Origin of the sequence: Escherichia sp. E14S1 (assembly GCF_004211995.1) — a bacterium.
In the GTDB taxonomy this organism is placed as follows: Bacteria; Pseudomonadota; Gammaproteobacteria; order Enterobacterales; family Enterobacteriaceae; genus Escherichia.
In genome coordinates this window covers 321,533-340,773 of record NZ_RHJQ01000008.1, presented here as the reverse complement: position 1 = coordinate 340,773, position 19,241 = coordinate 321,533, and the positions used below count along the sequence as shown (strand labels likewise).

The following is a 19,241-nucleotide window of genomic DNA, read 5'->3' as shown; positions in this document are numbered from 1 at the left end:
ATTGACGTTGATGGCGGCGGCTGCAAGTTTTTACGCGCAGGCTTCAGTGACGCCCGATCGTACCCGTTTGATTTTTAACGAAAGTGACAAATCTATTAGTGTTACCCTACGTAATAACGATCCTAAACTTCCTTACCTGGCGCAAAGCTGGATTGAAGATGAAAAGGGTAACAAGGTGAGTTCACCATTAGCTGTTTTACCTCCTGTACAGCGTATTGATGCGATGATGAACGGTCAGGTGAAAATTCAGGGATTGCCAGATATCCACAAATTGCCTGCCGATCGCGAAACGATGTTCTACTTTAACGTTCGCGAGATCCCGCCTAAATCGAATAAAGCTAACACGCTGCAAATTGCTCTGCAGACACGTATCAAACTTTTCTGGCGTCCTAAGGTACTGGAAAAAAGCAGCACACAAACTCCTTGGCAGTATAAAGTGACCCTAACACGCAGCGGCCAGGAATTTACCGTCAATAACCCAACGGCGTATTACGTCATCATCAGCAACGCCAGTACGCAGAAAAATGGCAATCCAGCGGCAGGTTTCTCGCCGTTAGTCATGCCGCCCAAAACCAACGCCCCGTTAAACGTGAAAATGGATAGCACACCAGTGCTGACCTATGTCAACGACTATGGTGCGCGTATGCCGCTCTTTTTCCGCTGTAGCGGTAGTGCCTGCCTGGTGGATGAAGAACTAAGCAGCAAAGGCTGATTCCAGGAGAATCCGATGAGAAAGATGTTTCTGGTTAAATTACTGCTGGTTTTTGGTGTGGTGAGCCATCCTGCGGCAGGCGGAGAATCGAAATCCGTTGATCTGATATTGCGGGTGCTGGTCGATGCTCCGCCACCTTGTTCAGTAACGGGTAGTGCTGTGGAGTTTGGTGATGTGATCATCAAAAAGATCAATGGCACCAACTATCGCATGAATGCTGAGTACAAATTGGACTGTAAGGGAAGTCTAAGTGACGACCTGCAAATGCAGTTTAAGGGAACGACTACCACGATTAATGGCGAAACAGTGTTGAGTACAGGAATTTCTGGATTTGGGATTCGAATTGAAAGTGCGTCTGATAATTCGCTGTTTCCGATTGGCGAAAACAACTGGACGCCTTTCAACATCAACAGCCAACCGAAACTGAAAGCGGTGCCAGTAAAAGAGAGCGGTGTATCATTCGCGGCGTCGGAATTTAACGCCAGTATGACGATGGTGGTGGATTACCAATGAAACGACTCGGTTTTTTTGTGATTTGTGGTTGCTGTTGCGTGGTACAGGCGGCGACACCAGACATTACTTTTCACGGAACTTTGGTATCACCGCCAGTTTGTACCATTAGCGGCGGGAAAACCATTGAAGTGGATTTTGGCGACATCCTTATTAATGACATTGACGGTGTTAACTTTCGTCAGACTGTACCCTATGAGATCACCTGTGATTCTGGAGTTCGTGATGCGGTTTGGGAGATGACTCTGACCTGGAAGGGGACTCCCACCAATTACAATACGTCGGCAGTCCAGACCAGCGTTACCGACCTGGGCATTGAAATGCAACAAAATGGCAGTCCGTTTGAGCTGGATAAACCTCTGAGTATTGATCCTGCCAGCCCCCCAATGCTCAAGGCGGTACCGGTGAAAGCCAGCGGCGCGGTGTTGGGAGACGGAGCATTTTCCGCGTATGCCACGCTACAGGTGGATTACCAATGAAAACACAAGAATATGTTCTCGCAACGCTGCTGGGGAGCTTAATGCTGCTCTGTGTAGCGCCGGTGCAGGCGGCTGACAACCTGCATTTTTACGGTAATTTATTGAATAAAACCTGTACACCGGTAGAGACACAAGGATTGCTGGCGGAAGTACAGTTTCCTACGGTGAGTGCACAAGATTTAGTGGTCGCCGGGCAGTCGGCCCGTGTGCCGGTGGTTTTTCAACTGAAAGACTGTAAGGGACCAACGTCATACAACGTAAAGGTAACCTTGACCGGCACGGAAGATAGCGAACAGCCGGGTATTCTGGCGCTGGATGCGTCATCGGGTGCGCAGGGAGTTGGTATAGGAATGGAAAAAAACGACGGCACACCTGTTGCCATCAACAGTTCTACTGGAGCGACCTTTGTACTTAATAACGGCAGCAATAGTCTTAATTTCCGGGCCTGGTTACAGGCAAAAAGCGGTCGTGATGTGACTCCTGGCAATTTTACCGCCCAGCTAACCGCAACGTTTGAGTACCTTTAAAATGAAAAAATTACGCCATGTTTTTTGCTTACTAGTGTTGATACTAATGGTACCCACCGCGATGGCATCAACAATATTTCGTGATATGCACACGTTGATGGGGTATGCCGGTAACGGTAATACCGCAATCTGGTATGAACTTAATGTCCAAACTTTATCTGGCGTCTATCAGGGAACATATCACCGGGATGGTTATACTCTTTATACCGGAGATATTCCCAATATATCCTGGAATGGGCCAGGGACAGCACCAGAAATTAATGTGAAAAGTGGGGATTATATTGACTCATCGAATTGCCCAGGGTTGCCGACATCGGGAGGTTTTAGTTGTAGTAAGGTTATCATGGATATTATCGTTGAAGGCGATCCCGGTAGCTGTCCCTGGATAGTGACCAGTAATATCAAAACACAAGCAAGAGCGACTGGTACTGTTTACCTGGGGCCTTCAGCGTTTAACTCCACCTGTCCGCCAGTTCCTTTAGACCCTTATGATGTTTCATGGAGTCCAAATTCGGTAGTGCATAGCAAGCTGTTATCATTGAAATCCACGGGAGGGGTAATCGAAAATACACTCCCTACCTTTTTGATGAAGGATGGCAAGTTGTGTGATGGTAGCCAATTTAACGAGCGTGGCGCATATTGTCGTTTTATTTCGCAAATGATCACTTTTACGTCATATGGTTGTACAGATAGCAAAGTGACAACCATACCAAACCGACATGCGATAACCGACAAACAACTACATGATATTGTGGTGCGTGTCGATACTACTACACCGCAGCCAATAGATTCCACTTGCCGATTCCAGTATGTGCTGAATATGTTGTAGCGACCAAACCGGATACGGCGTTTATGCCGTATCCGGTTTTGCGTTCAGGGCAACTCAGGCGGCAGCCACTCTTCCACCTCAATCAACACCAATAACGCCGCATCACCACCGTACTCTTTGGGGGCCTGGTGAAACGCCATCACATGCGGATGTTGCGCCAGCCACAGTGGTGTTTGTTGCTTCAAAATATGCTTACCATGCCCATGCATCACACAGGCGCAAAACACATGTTCACGGCGGCAGGCGGCAATCAACGCGCCCAGTTCCTGTTTGGCTTGTAGCTGCGTCAGACCGTGCAAATCAAGAAACAACTCCGGCGAATAATCACCGCGCCGCAGTTTCTTCGCCTCAAAATGGCTTACATCCGGGCGAACATATTTGACCGGACCTTCGGTATTCAATAACGGCTGAAACTCATCGGAAAAATAATGGCTGGCATCGGCCTGCTCCTGAATTAACCGTTTCACCGGCACTTCGCTGACTTTTTTACGCTGTGGTCGATGGACAATCGTATCTTGCTTTATCTTGCGAGTCCCCGCCATCAACTGGCGAAACAGAGCCTGGTCCTCCTCGCTAAGTGTTGTTTTCTTTTTCATTGATGTGTCTCTATTTCTAATTTCCCTACAGTTTACCCGACTCGTCGCGCAATCGATCGTTTTAAACGTATTTTTCCTCACTCACCGCGCGTGAATGCTGATTTATCGTCATCTTCATGGCAAACTAGCCGCCGAAATTATTGCGATCATGCCCTGGAGGAATACGTGGATAAAATTTTCGTTGATGAAGCAGTAAATGAGCTGCAAACCATTCAGGACATGTTGCGCTGGTCGGTTAGCCGCTTCAGCGCGGCAAATATCTGGTACGGTCACGGCACCGATAACCCGTGGGATGAAGCCGTACAGCTGGTGTTGCCTTCGCTCTACCTGCCGCTGGATATTCCGGAAGATATGCGCAATGCGCGTCTGACCTCCAGCGAAAAACACCGCATTGTTGAGCGCGTGATCCGCCGCGTCAACGAACGCATTCCGGTGGCTTATCTGACCAACAAAGCGTGGTTCTGCGGCCATGAATTTTACGTCGATGAACGCGTGCTGGTGCCGCGCTCGCCGATTGGTGAACTGATCAACAATAAATTTGCCGGACTCATCAGCAAGCAACCGCAGCACATTTTAGATATGTGTACCGGGAGCGGCTGCATCGCTATTGCTTGCGCTTATGCTTTCCCGGAAGCGGAAGTCGACGCGGTGGACATCTCTCCAGACGCGCTGGCGGTTGCCGAACAGAACATCGAAGAACACGGTCTGATCCACAATGTCATCCCGATTCGTTCCGATCTGTTCCGTGATTTACCGAAAGTGCAGTACGACCTGATCGTCACCAACCCGCCGTATGTCGATGCGGAAGATATGTCCGACCTGCCAAATGAATACCGTCACGAGCCGGAACTGGGCCTGGCGTCTGGTACCGACGGCCTGAAACTGACCCGCCGCATTCTCGGTAACGCGGCAGATTATCTTGCTGATGATGGTGTGCTGATTTGTGAAGTCGGCAACAGCATGGTACATCTTATGGAACAATATCCGGATGTTCCGTTCACCTGGCTGGAGTTTGATAACGGCGGCGACGGTGTGTTTATGCTCACCAAAGCGCAGCTTATTGCCGCACGTGAACATTTCGCGATTTATAAAGATTAAATAAACACGCAAACACAACAATAACGGAGCCGTGATGGCTGGAAACACAATTGGACAACTCTTTCGCGTAACCACCTTCGGCGAATCGCACGGGCTGGCGCTCGGTTGCATCGTCGATGGTGTTCCGCCAGGCATTCCGCTGACGGAAGCGGATCTGCAACACGATCTTGACCGCCGCCGCCCGGGGACATCGCGCTATACCACCCAGCGCCGCGAGCCGGATCAGGTCAAAATTCTCTCCGGTGTTTTTGAAGGTGTGACCACCGGCACCAGCATTGGCCTACTCATAGAAAACACCGACCAGCGTTCTCAGGATTACAGCGCAATTAAGGACGTTTTCCGTCCAGGCCATGCCGATTACACCTACGAACAAAAATACGGTTTGCGCGACTATCGCGGCGGTGGACGCTCTTCCGCCCGTGAAACCGCCATGCGCGTTGCGGCAGGGGCGATTGCCAAAAAATATCTTGCCGAGAAATTCGGTGTCGAAATTCGCGGCTGCCTGACCCAAATGGGCGACATTCCGCTGGAAATCAAAGACTGGTCGCAGGTCGAGCAAAATCCGTTCTTCTGCCCGGACCCTGACAAAATCGACGTGCTGGATGAACTGATGCGCGCGCTGAAAAAAGAGGGCGACTCCATTGGCGCGAAAGTCACCGTTGTTGCCAGTGGCGTCCCTGCCGGACTTGGAGAGCCGGTCTTTGACCGCCTGGATGCCGACATCGCCCACGCGCTGATGAGCATTAACGCGGTGAAAGGTGTGGAAATTGGCGATGGTTTTGACGTGGTGGCGCTGCGCGGCAGCCAGAACCGCGACGAAATCACCAAAGAAGGTTTCCAGAGCAACCATGCGGGCGGCATTCTCGGCGGGATTAGCAGCGGGCAGCAAATCATTGCCCATATGGCGCTAAAACCGACCTCCAGCATTACCGTGCCGGGGCGCACCATTAACCGCTTTGGCGAAGAAGTTGAGATGATCACCAAAGGTCGTCACGATCCTTGTGTCGGGATCCGCGCGGTGCCGATCGCTGAAGCGATGCTGGCGATCGTTTTAATGGATCACCTGTTACGGCAGCGGGCGCAAAATGCCGATGTGAAGACTGATATTCCACGCTGGTAAAAAATGAACAAAACTGCGATTGCGCTGCTGGCCCTGCTTGCCAGTAGCGTCAGCCAGGCAGCGACGCCGTGGCAAAAAATAACCCAACCTGTGCCGGGTAGCGCACAATCGATAGGTAGTTTCTCCAATGGTTGTATCGTCGGCGCTGACACGCTGCCGATACAGTCCGAACATTATCAGGTCATGCGTACCGATCAGCGTCGCTACTTCGGTCACCCGGACCTGGTGATGTTTATCCAACGTCTGAGTAGTCAGGTGAGCAATCTGGGCATGGGGACGGTGTTGATTGGCGATATGGGGATGCCTGCTGGTGGGCGTTTCAACGGCGGTCACGCCAGCCACCAGACCGGACTGGATGTCGATATCTTCCTGCAACTGCCAAAAACACGCTGGACCTCTGCGCAGCTCTTGCGCCCGCAAGCATTAGATTTGGTTTCCCGCGACGGTAAACACGTTGTCCCGACGCTGTGGAAGCCGGAAATTTTCAGCTTGATCAAACTTGCCGCCCAGGACAAAGACGTCACGCGCATTTTTGTTAATCCGGCGATTAAACAACAACTTTGCCTTGATGCCGGCACCGATCGCGACTGGTTGCGCAAAGTGCGACCCTGGTTCCAGCATCGCGCGCATATGCATGTACGATTACGTTGTCCTGCCGATAGTCTGGAGTGTGAAGATCAACCTTTACCGCCACCAGGCGATGGTTGCGGGGCAGAACTGCAAAGCTGGTTTGAACCTCCAAAACCGGGAACAACAAAGCCTGAGAAGAAGACACCGCCTCCGTTGCCGCCTTCCTGCCAGGCGCTACTGGATGAGCACGTGATCTAATGGAAACGTTTAATAGCCTGTTTATGGTTTCCCCGCTGCTGCTGGGAGTTCTCTTTTTTGTCGCCATGCTGGCGGGATTTATCGACTCGATTGCCGGTGGCGGTGGGTTACTCACTATTCCGGCATTGATGGCGGCGGGGATGTCTCCCGCTAACGCGCTGGCAACCAATAAACTGCAAGCCTGCGGTGGCTCTATTTCCGCCACTATCTACTTTATTCGCCGCAAAGTGGTTAGTTTAAGCGATCAAAAACTCAATATCGCCATGACCTTTGTCGGCTCAATGAGTGGCGCACTGCTGGTGCAATATGTTCAGGCCGATATATTACGGCAGATATTGCCCATCCTCGTGATTTGCATCGGCCTCTATTTCTTGCTGATGCCAAAGCTGGGTGAAGAAGATCGCCAGCGCCGGATGTACGGTTTGCCCTTCGCGTTAATTGCCGGTGGCTGCGTCGGTTTTTATGACGGATTCTTTGGCCCGGCAGCCGGATCGTTTTACGCGCTGGCTTTCGTTACGCTGTGCGGATTCAACCTCGCCAAAGCCACGGCTCACGCAAAATTACTCAACGCAACGTCAAATATCGGCGGTTTACTGCTGTTTATTCTCGGCGGCAAAGTGATTTGGGCGACGGGCTTTGTGATGCTGGTGGGGCAGTTCCTCGGCGCGCGCATGGGTTCACGACTGGTGTTGAGCAAAGGACAAAAGCTGATCCGCCCGATGATCGTTATCGTCTCGGCGGTGATGAGTGCCAAATTACTTTATGATAGCCACGGACAGGAGATCCTCCACTGGTTGGGGATGAACTAATGAACAGTACACACCACTATGAGCAGTTAATTGAAATTTTTAATAGCTGCTTTGCCGATGAATTTAATACCCGTCTGATTAAAGGCGACGACGAACCGATCTATCTTCCTGCTGATGCGGAAGTACCGTATAACCGAATCGTCTTCGCTCATGGCTTTTATGCCAGCGCAATTCATGAGATTTCGCACTGGTGTATTGCCGGGAAAGCGCGCCGTGAACTGGTTGATTTCGGTTACTGGTATTGCCCGGACGGTCGCGATGCCCAAACGCAAAGCCAGTTTGAAGATGTTGAAGTGAAGCCGCAGGCGCTCGACTGGTTGTTCTGCGTGGCGGCGGGATATCCGTTTAACGTCAGTTGCGACAATCTGGAAGGGGATTTCGAACCGGATCGTGTGGTGTTTCAACGGCGAGTACATGCGCAGTTGATGGATTATCTGGCTAACGGTATTCCAGAACGTCCGGCACGCTTAATTAAAGCATTACAAAATTATTATCACACGCCGGAACTTACGGCGGAACAATTCCCGTGGCCGGAAGCGCTCAACTGAAGCCGGCGCCACGTTTTACAATGAGGAAAGAAGATGATCGCGGAGTTTGAATCACGCATTCTGGCATTAATCGACGGTATGGTTGACCATGCCAGTGATGATGAGTTATTTGCCAGTGGGTATTTGCGTGGCCACCTGACATTAGCCATCGCAGAACTGGAAAGTGGTGATGACCACTCCGCTCAGGCGGTGCATACGACGGTTAGCCAGAGTCTGGAAAAAGCTATTGGTGCCGGTGAGTTGTCGCCGCGGGACCAGGCGCTGGTAACCGATATGTGGGAACACCTGTTTCAGCAGGCGTCACAGCAGTAAGTTGCGGCGTCTGGAGCACCATGCCTGATGCGACGCTTATTGCGTCTTATCAGGCCTACAAGTCAGACGAGGTCGGATAAGGTGTTCACGCCGCATCCGACAAACAATGCCAAAGCAGATTACCCCGCCTTAACCGCTTTACCTTTCAACAACTTCCGCACCCATAACCTATTCGGATTTAACGCCGCCAGCGTACTGGCATCCATCGGAATCGGTTCTTCACTCATCTGTGCCGCCAGAATCTCGGCACACAGCGGGGCAGAACACAAACCACGCGAACCCAAAGCAGCAAGCATAAAGAGATCGTCATAAATCGGCGCGCTTACCGCCTCCTCTTTCTGCTCCGTCAGCGACGCATATTCCACGAGTGTAGCGTCATAATTAGGCACGTTGCCTACCATTGGCAGATGATCGCGAGTGGCACAACGCACACCGCAGCGCGCCTCTTTATCACTGACATCAACCGCTTTCGCCCATTGTGCCTGCGGGAAACAATCAATCAACCGCTGGCGATTCTGCTGCTGATCGTCCTCACTGTACGCCGTCTCTTCGCTGCCGCGATGATAACTGGCACCAATACAATGGTGTTGATTCGCCGGATTTTGTGGCGTGAGATAACCGTCATAGCACAGCACCTGCTTCAGTTTTGCCAGTTCCTGCGTTGTCGGAATGTGGCTGACCTGACCAGCAACTGAATACACTGGCAGAGACGACGTTTGGCTGAAACGGCTGATTTGATGCCCGTTCGCCAGTACCACCACGTTATGCGTCGCGTGCTGATCACCTGCAAAATTCAACAACCAACCGTCATCCTTACGGGATAAATCCTGTAACTGATGTTGATAACGAATCTGCAAACCTTGCTGTTCCGCCAGTACCAGCACATTACGGGTCAGTTCCGCCGGACACAGCCAGCCACCTTGCGGATAAGTAATACCGCTGCAATTTGTCGCAACGCCCGTAATTTGTTCAACCGCATTTGCCTCAACGGCTACAGCCAACTCTGCGGGTAAATCCATCGACAGCATCTGTGCGATTTTATGCTGGCTTTTCTCATCCCAGCCTAACTGCGTTACGCCGCACCAGTCATGATCAAATTTAACGGGTAATTGGTCGTAAAGCCGACGAGCAAAAGTAAACGCATTAGAGAAAAAGCGGTTCAACGCCCCATCGTGTTTGCTTAAAAGCGGATACAGCGCCCCCTGGCGATTGCCGGAAGCACCCAGCGCGGGGGCCTCATCCGCACAATAAAGCGTTACCTGCCAGCCGCGACGTAATAGCGCCAGCGATAACAACGCGCTGGCAATACCGCCGCCGATAATCGCTGCTTCCCGTTTGCTGCTGCCCGTACGATTAAACCACGGCGTGGAGCAGGGGAGTGGTAATGTCTGTTCCATCACCCCACAAAGCATTTCCCGTTTGCGCCCAAAGCCCTTACGTTTTTGCATGGTGAATCCGGCTTCCTGCAAACCGCGGCGGACAAAACCGGCAGAAGTAAATGTCGCCAGCGTGCCGCCCGGACGCGCCAGTCGTGCCATGGCGTTAAACAGATTTTGCGTCCACATATCCGGGTTTTTCGCTGGCGCAAAGCCGTCCAGAAACCAGGCATCTACTTTTTGATTTAGCGAATCGTCCAGTTGGCTGGTCAGTTCGTTTATATCGCCAAACCATAAATCCAGCGTTACGCGGCCTTCATCGAGCAATAAACGATGGCAACCGGGCAGGGGCAAAGGCCACTGCGCCTGAAGCTGTTCCGCCCACGGCGCAAGTTCCGGCCAGTGTTGGTGCGCTAGCGCTAAATCCGCACGGGTGAGGGGAAATTTCTCAAAACTTATAAAGTGGAGGCGCTTTAACTGCGCCTGTGGATGCACTTCGCGAAACTGATCAAATGCCTGCCAAAGCGTCAGGAAGTTTAATCCGGTGCCGAAGCCGCTCTCTGCTACCACAAACAGAGGATGCGGATGCTCAGGAAAGCGTGCCTCTAATTGGTTACCCCCAAGAAAAACATAACGCGTCTCTTCCAGTCCGTTATCGTTGGAAAAATAGACATCGTCAAAATCTCGGGAAACAGGTGTACCCTCAGCATTAAATTCAAGGTTGGCAGGTTGTATGGAGTAGTGTTTCACGTAAGTTACTCGTCTTACAGGCGGTGGCTCGATCTTAGCGATGTGTGCCAGGCTGCGCAAATTTCTCTATTAATTGGCTGATCGGACTTGTTCGGCGTACAAGTGTACGCTATTGTGCATTCGAAACTTACTCTATGTGCGACTTACAGAGGTATTGAATGAAACGTGCAGTGATTACTGGCCTGGGCATTGTTTCCAGCATCGGTAATAACCAGCAGGAAGTCCTGGCATCTCTGCGTGAAGGACGCTCAGGGATCACTTTCTCTCAGGAGCTGAAGGATTCCGGCATGCGTAGCCACGTTTGGGGCAACGTAAAACTGGATACCACTGGCCTCATTGACCGTAAAGTTGTGCGCTTTATGAGCGACGCATCCATTTATGCATTCCTTTCTATGGAGCAGGCAATTGCAGATGCTGGCCTCTCCCCGGAAGCTTACCAGAATAACCCGCGCGTTGGCCTGATTGCAGGTTCCGGCGGCGGCTCTCCGCGTTTCCAGGTGTTCGGCGCTGACGCAATGCGCGGCCCGCGTGGCCTGAAAGCGGTTGGCCCGTATGTGGTCACTAAAGCGATGGCATCTGGCGTTTCTGCCTGCCTCGCCACGCCGTTCAAAATCCACGGCGTTAACTACTCCATCAGCTCCGCGTGTGCGACTTCCGCACACTGTATCGGTAACGCAGTAGAGCAGATCCAACTGGGCAAACAAGACATCGTGTTTGCCGGCGGCGGCGAAGAGCTGTGCTGGGAAATGGCCTGCGAATTCGACGCAATGGGCGCGCTGTCTACCAAATACAACGACACCCCGGAAAAAGCCTCCCGTACTTATGACGCTCACCGTGACGGTTTCGTTATCGCTGGCGGCGGCGGTATGGTGGTGGTCGAAGAACTGGAACACGCGTTGGCTCGTGGTGCTCATATCTACGCTGAAATCGTTGGCTACGGCGCAACGTCTGATGGCGCAGACATGGTTGCTCCGTCTGGCGAAGGCGCAGTGCGCTGCATGAAGATGGCGATGCACGGTGTTGATACCCCAATCGACTACCTGAACTCCCACGGTACTTCGACTCCGGTTGGCGACGTGAAAGAGCTGGCGGCTATCCGTGAAGTGTTCGGCGATAAGAGCCCGGCGATTTCTGCAACCAAAGCAATGACCGGTCACTCTCTGGGCGCTGCTGGCGTACAGGAAGCTATCTACTCTCTGCTGATGCTGGAACACGGCTTTATCGCCCCGAGCATCAACATTGAAGAGCTGGACGAGCAGGCTGCGGGTCTGAACATCGTGACCGAAACGACCGATCGCGAACTGACCACCGTGATGTCTAACAGCTTCGGCTTCGGCGGCACCAACGCCACGCTGGTAATGCGTAAGCTGAAAGATTAATTCGGAGTAGGTCGGATAAGACGCGCCAGCGTCGCATCCGACGATACGCGACAATGTCGCATCCGGCACTAACGCAAAAGGGAACCCGATGGTTCCCTTTTTCACATCATTGACAATCGCCGCCTGTTCCAGGCAAACTTCCCATTTTGTCGATTTCCTTCTGAAAAGACGTACGCGTTAAATCCTGCCAACGCACCGTAACCCTGAAAACCAGAGAGATGAGACGGGGAGACTCCTCGCCTTGCGCTGCATTCTGGAGTAATGCATGACTGCTGTAAGCCAAACAGAAACACGATCTTCTGCCAATTTTTCGCTCTTCCGCATCGCTTTTGCGGTTTTTCTAACTTACATGACCGTAGGGCTGCCGTTGCCGGTTATCCCGCTGTTTGTTCATCATGAACTGGGCTATGGCAACACCATGGTCGGGATTGCCGTCGGCATTCAGTTTCTGGCCACGGTGCTGACGCGTGGCTACGCCGGACGACTGGCCGATCAATATGGCGCAAAACGTTCGGCGCTTCAGGGTATGTTCGCCTGCGGTCTGGCTGGCGGCGCGCTGCTGCTGGCGGCGCTTTTGCCTGTCTCCGCACCAATTAAATTTGCCCTGCTGGTCGTCGGGCGTTTGATTCTTGGTTTTGGCGAAAGCCAGTTACTGACGGGCGCTTTGACCTGGGGATTGGGCATTGTCGGGCCAAAACACTCAGGCAAAGTGATGTCGTGGAACGGAATGGCGATTTATGGCGCACTGGCGGTGGGCGCACCGCTTGGCTTGTTGATTCATAGCCATTACGGTTTTGCCGCACTGGCGCTTACGACAATGGCATTGCCCCTGCTGGCGTGGGCTTGTAACGGCACAGTACGCAAAGTACCGGCAATGGCGGGAGAACGTCCATCACTGTGGAGCGTTGTCGGACTTATCTGGAAACCGGGTCTTGGTCTGGCGCTTCAGGGCGTTGGCTTTGCGGTTATCGGAACCTTTGTATCGCTCTACTTTGCCAGCAAAGGATGGGCGATGGCAGGTTTTACACTCACCGCATTTGGCGGCGCATTTGTCGTGATGCGCGTCATGTTCGGCTGGATGCCAGACCGTTTTGGCGGCGTGAAAGTGGCGATTGTCTCTTTGCTTGTCGAAACGGTAGGTTTGTTGCTGCTCTGGCAAGCACCTGGCGCGTGGGTGGCGTTAGCCGGTGCGGCGTTAACCGGGGCAGGGTGTTCACTTATCTTCCCGGCGCTTGGTGTGGAAGTGGTTAAGCGCGTTCCGTCTCAGGTTCGCGGTACTGCGCTCGGCGGTTATGCGGCGTTTCAGGATATCGCCCTCGGTGTTTCCGGGCCACTGGCAGGTGTCCTGGCGACCACATTTGGCTACTCGTCGGTATTCCTTGCCGGGGCGATATCGGCGGTGCTGGGGATTATCGTGACGATACTGTCATTTCGTCGTGGTTAACTCAATAACCAGACCAATATCACGATGATGGCGGTCAGCAATATCCACAGGCTGGGGCGCATGGCCATTTCTTGCATCGTGTTAATGAATGGCGTAAAGGGATTGAGCAACGGTTGAATATCTCGCGGTTCAATCCCATTCACCCGCCGTTGATAAAGCTGGTTGAGGATATCCTCGGCCTGTGCGGAAGTCAGGGCTGAATGCTGAGAAAGGCCATATTTTTGCTCAACATAGCTCGATAATACTGTCAACTCGCTGGCATCCAGTGGCTGTTTTAGCGCCATCTGAAGCGACTCCAGTGTCGGTGTATTTTGCTGACTTAACACCTGGCGTGCCTGCAACCAGGTAACCAGGTGGGTAAACATTTTGGCCGGGATCAACTCTCCATTTTTTACCCCAGAAAGTTCCAGCATAGATTGCCAAATCTGCTTGCTGGGTTCTCCTGTTGCCGCCGCGAGTTTAGTCACCAGTTGCTTAAGCGTATTGTGTTCTGCCGGTAGCAAAGGGCGGTCGGTCGCCTGGCGCTGTTGCGGCTGCGGGATAACCATCTTCCCTTCCTGTAACAGCGTCAGGACGGTTTTTAATTGCTCCGGTGAGAGTTGATTCAGCGGCGTCTGACCAAAGTTATGACGAATGTAATCTGTGACCGCCTGACGATTATTCCCCAGCCGTAAGTACTCGCTCAATTGCGCCAAAAGCTGGCGGACAGAATGGCTTTCTTGCGCGGCCAGTAAACGTTGTGCAAGGTTTTGTTCTGCGGCGGGGAAATTGCGTGAAAGTAACGGTGAATCGCTTGGCAGACCGATGTCGTGCTTTATACCGGCCCACAATTCCGCGCTCTGCTGTTGCGTCAGCGAAGTCACTTTGGTTATCAAACTTTCCAGCACTGTACGTTGCAAGCTGGATAAAGGCTGATTGCCTGCGCCAGACGACAGTTTATCCCCCTGACCCGGTGGTTGCCCAGGAGGGGCGGAAATTGGTTGTATCATTACGTATCCTTATACCTGAAATCATCGCAAGTATGCCTGGCCGCGAGATTATGGCACACTTGTCCGGTTAACTCTCGTTCTCATACAGGTACCACAAACGTGAAAATCCTTGTTGATGAAAATATGCCTTATGCCCGCGAATTATTTAGTCGTCTGGGGGAGGTGAAAGCGGTTCCGGGGCGTCCAATTCCAGTTGCTGAACTGGATGATGCAGATGCTTTGATGGTGCGTTCGGTCACGAAAGTGAATGAATCTTTACTGGCAGGAAAACCAGTAAAATTTATTGGCACCGCGACCGCGGGGACGGACCATGTCGATGAAGCGTGGTTAAAGCAGGCGGGAATTGGTTTTTCTGCTGCACCTGGCTGCAATGCGATTGCGGTAGTGGAATATGTTTTCTCGTCACTGCTGATGCTCGCCGAACGCGATGGATTTTCACTGCACGAGCGTACCGTGGGGATCGTGGGCGTCGGCAACGTCGGGCGACGTTTACAGGCACGGCTGGAAGCGTGGGGGATCAAAACATTACTTTGCGATCCACCACGCGCCGATCGTGGGGATGAGGGGGATTTCCGCCCTCTTGATGAACTGGTCGCGCAAGCAGACATTCTGACTTTCCATACTCCACTCTTTAAAGATGGTCCGTACAAAACGCGGCATCTGGCGGATGAAAAACTGATTCGCAGCCTGAAGCCGGGGGCGATTCTGATTAACGCCTGCCGTGGTGCCGTTGTCGATAATACCGCACTGCTGACCTGCCTGAATGAAGGTCAGAAGTTAAGCGTAGTGCTGGATGTCTGGGAAGGCGAGCCAGAACTCAACGTCGAGCTGCTGCAAAAAGTGGATATCGGCACGCCGCATATCGCGGGCTACACCCTCGAAGGTAAAGCGCGTGGCACAACGCAAGTGTTTGAAGCCTACAGCAAGTTTATTGGTCATGAACAGCACGTGGCGTTGGATACTTTACTGCCCGCGCCGGAGTTTGGCCGTATCACGCTGCATGGTCCGCTCGATCAGCCGACGCTAAAAAGGCTGGTGCATTTGGTGTATGATGTGCGCCGCGACGATGCGCCGTTGCGTAAAGTCGCCGGAATACCGGGTGAGTTCGATAAACTGCGCAAAAATTACCTTGAGCGCCGTGAATGGTCGTCTCTGTATGTGATTTGTAATGACGCCAGTGCGGCATCATTACTGTGTAAACTGGGTTTTAACGCCGTTCATCATCCGGCTCGTTAATCTCTTCTTCATGCTCTCTGCTGTAACATAGGCAGGGAGCTTTGCATTTTCTGGAGTAAACCACCATGTCTGAAGGCTGGAACATTGCCGTCCTGGGCGCAACTGGCGCTGTGGGCGAAGCCCTGATTGAAACGCTGGCTGAACGTCAGTTCCCGGTTGGGGAAATTTATGCACTGGCACGTAACGAAAGCGCAGGCGAACATCTGCGCTTTGGTGGTAAGACAATCACCGTGCAGGATGCTGCCGAATTTGACTGGACGCAGGCGCAACTGGCGTTTTTTGTCGCAGGCAAAGAAGCGACCGCGACCTGGGTTGAAGAAGCAACCAACTCAGGCTGCCTGGTTATCGACAGCAGCGGATTGTTTGCTCTCGAACCCGACGTACCGCTGGTGGTGCCGGAAGTAAACCCGTTTGTACTTGCTGATTACCGTAACCGTAATGTCATTGCCGTACCGGACAGCCTGACCAGCCAGCTGCTGGCCTCTCTGAAACCGTTAATCGATCAGGGCGGATTGTCGCGTATTAGCGTTACCAGCCTGATTTCAGCCTCCGCCCAGGGCAAAAAAGCGGTCGATGCGTTAGCGGGGCAGAGTGCGAAATTGCTCAACGGCATTCCGATTGACGAAGAAGATTTCTTCGGACGTCAGCTGGCGTTCAACATGCTGCCGTTACTGCCGGACAGGGAAGGTAGCGTGCGTGAAGAACGTCGTATCGTCGATGAAGTGCGCAAAATCATGCAGGACGAAGGGCTGATGATTTCGGCAAGCGTCGTGCAGGCACCGGTATTTTACGGTCACGCTCAGATGGTCAACTTTGAAGCTCTGCGTCCGCTGGCGGCAGAAGAAGCGCGTGATGCCTTTACCCAGGGCGAAGATATTGTGCTTTCCGAAGAGAACGAATTCCCTACGCAGGTGGGTGACGCTTCCGGTACGCCGCATCTTTCTGTGGGCTGCGTGCGCAATGATTACGGTATTCCAGAGCAAATCCAGTTCTGGTCGGTGGCCGATAACGTCCGTTTTGGCGGCGCACTGATGGCAGTGAAAATCGCCGAGAAACTGGTGCAGGAGTATCTGTACTAATGTCCGACCAGCAACAACCGCCAGTTTATAAAATTGCGCTGGGCATTGAGTACGACGGCAGTAGGTATTACGGCTGGCAACGGCAGAACGAAGTCCGCAGTGTGCAGGAGAAACTGGAAAAGGCGCTCTCCCAGGTGGCGAACGAGCCCATCACCGTCTTCTGCGCCGGGCGTACTGACGCAGGCGTACACGGCACCGGGCAGGTAGTGCATTTCGAAACCACCGCGCAGCGCAAAGACGCGGCGTGGACATTAGGCGTAAATGCGAATTTACCTGGTGACATCGCTGTGCGTTGGGTTAAAGCTGTACCTGATGATTTTCATGCCCGATTTAGCGCCACGGCTCGCCGTTATCGCTACATCATCTACAATCATCGGCTGCGCCCGGCGGTACTAAGTAAAGGGGTAACCCATTTTTACGAACCGCTGGATGCCGAACGGATGCATCGGGCTGCGCAATGCTTGTTGGGCGAGAATGATTTCACCTCATTTCGCGCGGTGCAGTGCCAGTCCCGAACGCCGTGGCGCAACGTTATGCATATTAACGTCACGCGACATGGTCCTTATGTGGTGGTAGATATCAAAGCGAATGCCTTTGTACATCATATGGTGAGGAATATTGTCGGTAGCCTGATGGAAGTAGGCGCCCACAACCAGCCAGAGAGTTGGATAGCAGAGCTGTTAGCGGCAAAGGACAGAACGCTGGCGGCAGCAACGGCGAAAGCGGAAGGGCTGTATCTGGTTGCGGTAGATTACCCTGACCGATTTGATCTTCCAAAACCGCCAATGGGCCCGCTGTTTCTGGCGGACTAATGAGAATAATGCTCTAAAAATTTCAGGCTGTAGCCAATGCAGTTACAGCCTGAGAAATGAAGAGTACAAGGCATAGGCAATTATGGACCTGATTTATTTCCTCATCGATTTTATTTTGCATATTGATGTGCATCTGGCGGAACTGGTCGCAGAGTACGGCGTCTGGGTTTATGCCATTCTGTTTTTGATTCTGTTCTGTGAAACCGGGCTTGTGGTAACGCCATTCCTGCCTGGTGATTCGTTGCTGTTTGTCGCTGGCGCGTTGGCATCTCTGGAGACTAATGATCTCAACGTCCATATGATGGTGGTACTGATGTTGATTGCTGCAATTGTGGGTGATGCGGTCAACTACACCATTGGGCGGTTATTTGGTGACAAACTGTTCAGTAATCCGGATTCGAAAATTTTTCGTCGTAGTTATCTTGATAAGACTCATCAGTTTTACGAGAGACATGGCGGCAAAACAATTATTCTCGCCCGTTTTGTACCGATCGTCAGAACGTTCGCGCCGTTCGTTGCGGGAATGGGTCACATGTCGTATCGTCATTTCGCCGCTTTTAACGTGATTGGTGCACTGTTGTGGGTACTGATTTTTACCTACGCAGGTTATTTCTTCGGCACGCTCCCCTTCATTCAGAGTAACCTTAAACTGATGATTGTTGGCATTATTTTTGTTTCAATATTGCCTGGGGTTTTCGAATTTATTCGTCACAAACGCGCTGCAAAATAAAAAGTAACTCCGCGGTTCGACCACTTTTTTATCCAAAGTTTCGGGCTGTTATGTTTTAATGTGCAACATTCATGGTCTGTTGGGGGCAAAAATGGCATTATGCGTCCCCAAAGATAAAACTGGCATCGAACCAGGTTCAGACAGAAAGGTCCCTAATGAGCTGGATTGAACGAATTAAAAGCAACATTACTCCCACCCGCAAGGCGAGCATTCCTGAAGGTGTGTGGACTAAGTGTGATAGCTGCGGTCAGGTTTTATACCGCGCTGAACTGGAACGTAATCTTGAGGTCTGTCCGAAGTGTGACCATCACATGCGTATGTCGGCGCGTAACCGCCTGCATAGCTTGTTAGATGAAGGCAGCCTTGTGGAGCTGGGTAGCGAGCTTGAGCCGAAAGATGTGCTGAAGTTCCGTGACTCCAAAAAGTATAAAGACCGTCTGGCCTCTGCGCAGAAAGAAACCGGCGAAAAAGACGCGCTGGTGGTGATGAAAGGCACTCTGTATGGTATGCCGGTTGTCGCTGCGGCATTCGAATTCGCCTTTATGGGCGGTTCAATGGGTTCAGTGGTTGGCGCTCGTTTCGTGCGTGCCGTTGAGCAAGCGCTGGAAGATAACTGCCCGCTGATCTGCTTCTCCGCTTCTGGTGGCGCACGTATGCAGGAAGCGTTAATGTCGCTGATGCAGATGGCGAAAACCTCTGCAGCACTGGCGAAAATGCAGGAGCGCGGGTTACCGTACATTTCTGTACTGACCGACCCGACTATGGGCGGTGTTTCTGCAAGCTTCGCGATGCTGGGCGATCTCAATATTGCTGAACCGAAAGCGTTAATCGGCTTTGCCGGTCCGCGCGTTATCGAACAGACCGTTCGCGAAAAACTGCCGCCAGGATTCCAGCGCAGTGAATTCCTGATCGAGAAAGGCGCCATCGATATGATCGTCCGTCGACCGGAAATGCGCCTGAAACTGGCGAGCATTCTGGCGAAGCTGATGAATCTGCCAGCGCCTAATCCTGATGCGCCGCGTGAAGGCGAAGTGGTGCCACCGGTGCCGGATCAGGAACCAGAGGCCTGATAACTGAT

The 19,241-nt window shown here is 52.3% G+C and carries 21 protein-coding genes; 18 read left to right on the top strand and 3 right to left on the bottom strand.

Annotated elements, in window-relative coordinates:
• The first annotated feature begins 10 nt into the window (after positions 1-10).
• The 5 genes from D9734_RS10495 to D9734_RS10475 are packed head-to-tail and all read left to right on the top strand — an operon-like array spanning position 11 to position 3,057.
• Complete coding sequence (locus tag D9734_RS10495) at positions 11-712, top strand: fimbria/pilus periplasmic chaperone (RefSeq protein WP_240780539.1); 702 nt, start codon at positions 11-13, stop codon at positions 710-712.
• A gap of 15 nt (positions 713-727) precedes the next feature.
• On the top strand, positions 728-1,225 hold the full coding sequence (locus tag D9734_RS10490; protein ID WP_130207286.1) for a fimbrial protein: 498 nt from the start codon (positions 728-730) through the stop codon (positions 1,223-1,225).
• Positions 1,222-1,701, top strand: coding sequence for a fimbrial protein (locus tag D9734_RS10485; protein ID WP_130207284.1), 480 nt, complete (start codon positions 1,222-1,224; stop codon positions 1,699-1,701). Before D9734_RS10490 ends, D9734_RS10485 begins: the two co-directional genes overlap by 4 nt.
• A gap of 41 nt (positions 1,702-1,742) precedes the next feature.
• Entirely contained in the window at positions 1,743-2,228 is a 486-nt protein-coding gene (locus tag D9734_RS10480; protein WP_240780538.1) for a fimbrial protein, read from the top strand.
• 1 nt (position 2,229) lies between these two features.
• Positions 2,230-3,057 (top strand): StfH/YfcO family fimbrial adhesin, encoded by an 828-nt coding sequence (locus D9734_RS10475; RefSeq protein ID WP_130207280.1) that lies wholly within the window; start codon positions 2,230-2,232, stop codon positions 3,055-3,057.
• Positions 3,058-3,101: 44 nt separating this feature from the next.
• Here the strand turns inward: D9734_RS10475 and smrB are convergent, their stop codons facing one another.
• The gene (gene smrB, locus D9734_RS10470) at positions 3,102-3,653 is read right to left on the bottom strand and encodes an endonuclease SmrB (RefSeq protein ID WP_000730816.1); all 552 of its coding nucleotides are present in this window, start codon (positions 3,651-3,653) and stop codon (positions 3,102-3,104) included.
• Positions 3,654-3,818: 165 nt separating this feature from the next.
• On the opposite strand from smrB, the gene prmB reads away from it, so the two are divergent.
• Genes prmB through D9734_RS10440 form a run of 6 tightly spaced genes read left to right on the top strand, consistent with a single transcriptional unit; the run spans position 3,819 to position 8,368 of the window.
• On the top strand, positions 3,819-4,751 hold the full coding sequence (gene prmB / locus D9734_RS10465) for a 50S ribosomal protein L3 N(5)-glutamine methyltransferase (protein ID WP_130207278.1): 933 nt from the start codon (positions 3,819-3,821) through the stop codon (positions 4,749-4,751).
• Between the two features lie 34 nt (positions 4,752-4,785).
• The gene (gene aroC / locus D9734_RS10460; protein WP_130207276.1) at positions 4,786-5,871 is read left to right on the top strand and encodes a chorismate synthase; all 1,086 of its coding nucleotides are present in this window, start codon (positions 4,786-4,788) and stop codon (positions 5,869-5,871) included.
• Positions 5,872-5,874: 3 nt separating this feature from the next.
• A complete protein-coding gene (gene mepA, locus D9734_RS10455; protein ID WP_130207274.1) occupies positions 5,875-6,699 on the top strand; it encodes a penicillin-insensitive murein endopeptidase in 825 nt (274 codons plus the stop codon).
• Positions 6,699-7,508, top strand: coding sequence for a sulfite exporter TauE/SafE family protein (locus tag D9734_RS10450; RefSeq protein WP_064526496.1), 810 nt, complete (start codon positions 6,699-6,701; stop codon positions 7,506-7,508). The genes mepA and D9734_RS10450 overlap by 1 nt, the downstream gene beginning before the upstream one ends.
• The gene (gene epmC / locus D9734_RS10445) at positions 7,508-8,056 is read left to right on the top strand and encodes an elongation factor P hydroxylase (RefSeq protein ID WP_130207272.1); all 549 of its coding nucleotides are present in this window, start codon (positions 7,508-7,510) and stop codon (positions 8,054-8,056) included. The genes D9734_RS10450 and epmC overlap by 1 nt, the downstream gene beginning before the upstream one ends.
• A gap of 33 nt (positions 8,057-8,089) precedes the next feature.
• Positions 8,090-8,368: a YfcL family protein gene (locus tag D9734_RS10440; RefSeq protein WP_000559761.1), complete on the top strand. Its 279-nt coding sequence runs from the start codon at positions 8,090-8,092 to the stop codon at positions 8,366-8,368.
• Between the two features lie 119 nt (positions 8,369-8,487).
• On the opposite strand, the gene mnmC is transcribed toward D9734_RS10440, so the two are convergent.
• Positions 8,488-10,494: a bifunctional tRNA (5-methylaminomethyl-2-thiouridine)(34)-methyltransferase MnmD/FAD-dependent 5-carboxymethylaminomethyl-2-thiouridine(34) oxidoreductase MnmC gene (mnmC, locus tag D9734_RS10435; protein WP_130207270.1), complete on the bottom strand. Its 2,007-nt coding sequence runs from the start codon at positions 10,492-10,494 to the stop codon at positions 8,488-8,490.
• Positions 10,495-10,652: 158 nt separating this feature from the next.
• On the opposite strand from mnmC, the gene fabB reads away from it, so the two are divergent.
• Positions 10,653-11,873, top strand: coding sequence for a beta-ketoacyl-ACP synthase I (gene fabB / locus D9734_RS10430; RefSeq protein ID WP_000817178.1), 1,221 nt, complete (start codon positions 10,653-10,655; stop codon positions 11,871-11,873).
• Between the two features lie 265 nt (positions 11,874-12,138).
• A complete protein-coding gene (locus tag D9734_RS10425; protein ID WP_130207268.1) occupies positions 12,139-13,317 on the top strand; it encodes an MFS transporter in 1,179 nt (392 codons plus the stop codon).
• Here the strand turns inward: D9734_RS10425 and flk are convergent.
• The gene (flk, locus tag D9734_RS10420; protein ID WP_130207266.1) at positions 13,314-14,306 is read right to left on the bottom strand and encodes a flagella biosynthesis regulator Flk; all 993 of its coding nucleotides are present in this window, start codon (positions 14,304-14,306) and stop codon (positions 13,314-13,316) included. The genes D9734_RS10425 and flk overlap by 4 nt on opposite strands.
• 99 nt (positions 14,307-14,405) lie before the next feature.
• Between flk and pdxB the strand changes: the two genes are divergently transcribed.
• The 5 genes from pdxB (at position 14,406) to accD (ending at position 19,233) form a co-directional block, all read left to right on the top strand.
• A complete protein-coding gene (gene pdxB / locus D9734_RS10415) occupies positions 14,406-15,542 on the top strand; it encodes a 4-phosphoerythronate dehydrogenase PdxB (protein ID WP_130207264.1) in 1,137 nt (378 codons plus the stop codon).
• Positions 15,543-15,607: 65 nt separating this feature from the next.
• Positions 15,608-16,621 (top strand): aspartate-semialdehyde dehydrogenase, encoded by a 1,014-nt coding sequence (locus D9734_RS10410; RefSeq protein WP_130207262.1) that lies wholly within the window; start codon positions 15,608-15,610, stop codon positions 16,619-16,621.
• Positions 16,621-17,433: a tRNA pseudouridine(38-40) synthase TruA gene (gene truA / locus D9734_RS10405; protein ID WP_001283597.1), complete on the top strand. Its 813-nt coding sequence runs from the start codon at positions 16,621-16,623 to the stop codon at positions 17,431-17,433. Before D9734_RS10410 ends, truA begins: the two co-directional genes overlap by 1 nt.
• Before the next feature lie 82 nt (positions 17,434-17,515).
• Positions 17,516-18,163 (top strand): DedA family protein, encoded by a 648-nt coding sequence (locus D9734_RS10400; protein ID WP_130207260.1) that lies wholly within the window; start codon positions 17,516-17,518, stop codon positions 18,161-18,163.
• A gap of 155 nt (positions 18,164-18,318) precedes the next feature.
• Positions 18,319-19,233, top strand: coding sequence for an acetyl-CoA carboxylase, carboxyltransferase subunit beta (accD, locus tag D9734_RS10395; protein WP_064526523.1), 915 nt, complete (start codon positions 18,319-18,321; stop codon positions 19,231-19,233).
• Positions 19,234-19,241 lie beyond the last annotated feature (8 nt).

What these genes read in the sequence shown, in the direction of transcription:
- D9734_RS10495 (WP_240780539.1), top strand. Translation starts at nt 11, where the DNA reads ATGGCGGCGGCTGCAAGTTTTTACGCGCAGGCTTCAGTGACGCCCGAT.
- D9734_RS10490 (WP_130207286.1), top strand. Translation starts at nt 728, where the DNA reads ATGAGAAAGATGTTTCTGGTTAAATTACTGCTGGTTTTTGGTGTGGTG.
- D9734_RS10485 (WP_130207284.1), top strand. Translation starts at nt 1,222, where the DNA reads ATGAAACGACTCGGTTTTTTTGTGATTTGTGGTTGCTGTTGCGTGGTA.
- D9734_RS10480 (WP_240780538.1), top strand. Translation starts at nt 1,743, where the DNA reads ATGCTGCTCTGTGTAGCGCCGGTGCAGGCGGCTGACAACCTGCATTTT.
- D9734_RS10475 (WP_130207280.1), top strand. Translation starts at nt 2,230, where the DNA reads ATGAAAAAATTACGCCATGTTTTTTGCTTACTAGTGTTGATACTAATG.
- smrB (WP_000730816.1), bottom strand. Translation starts at nt 3,653, where the DNA reads ATGAAAAAGAAAACAACACTTAGCGAGGAGGACCAGGCTCTGTTTCGC.
- aroC (WP_130207276.1), top strand. Translation starts at nt 4,786, where the DNA reads ATGGCTGGAAACACAATTGGACAACTCTTTCGCGTAACCACCTTCGGC.
- mepA (WP_130207274.1), top strand. Translation starts at nt 5,875, where the DNA reads ATGAACAAAACTGCGATTGCGCTGCTGGCCCTGCTTGCCAGTAGCGTC.
- D9734_RS10450 (WP_064526496.1), top strand. Translation starts at nt 6,699, where the DNA reads ATGGAAACGTTTAATAGCCTGTTTATGGTTTCCCCGCTGCTGCTGGGA.
- epmC (WP_130207272.1), top strand. Translation starts at nt 7,508, where the DNA reads ATGAACAGTACACACCACTATGAGCAGTTAATTGAAATTTTTAATAGC.
- D9734_RS10440 (WP_000559761.1), top strand. Translation starts at nt 8,090, where the DNA reads ATGATCGCGGAGTTTGAATCACGCATTCTGGCATTAATCGACGGTATG.
- fabB (WP_000817178.1), top strand. Translation starts at nt 10,653, where the DNA reads ATGAAACGTGCAGTGATTACTGGCCTGGGCATTGTTTCCAGCATCGGT.
- D9734_RS10425 (WP_130207268.1), top strand. Translation starts at nt 12,139, where the DNA reads ATGACTGCTGTAAGCCAAACAGAAACACGATCTTCTGCCAATTTTTCG.
- flk (WP_130207266.1), bottom strand. Translation starts at nt 14,306, where the DNA reads ATGATACAACCAATTTCCGCCCCTCCTGGGCAACCACCGGGTCAGGGG.
- D9734_RS10410 (WP_130207262.1), top strand. Translation starts at nt 15,608, where the DNA reads ATGTCTGAAGGCTGGAACATTGCCGTCCTGGGCGCAACTGGCGCTGTG.
- truA (WP_001283597.1), top strand. Translation starts at nt 16,621, where the DNA reads ATGTCCGACCAGCAACAACCGCCAGTTTATAAAATTGCGCTGGGCATT.
- D9734_RS10400 (WP_130207260.1), top strand. Translation starts at nt 17,516, where the DNA reads ATGGACCTGATTTATTTCCTCATCGATTTTATTTTGCATATTGATGTG.
- accD (WP_064526523.1), top strand. Translation starts at nt 18,319, where the DNA reads ATGAGCTGGATTGAACGAATTAAAAGCAACATTACTCCCACCCGCAAG.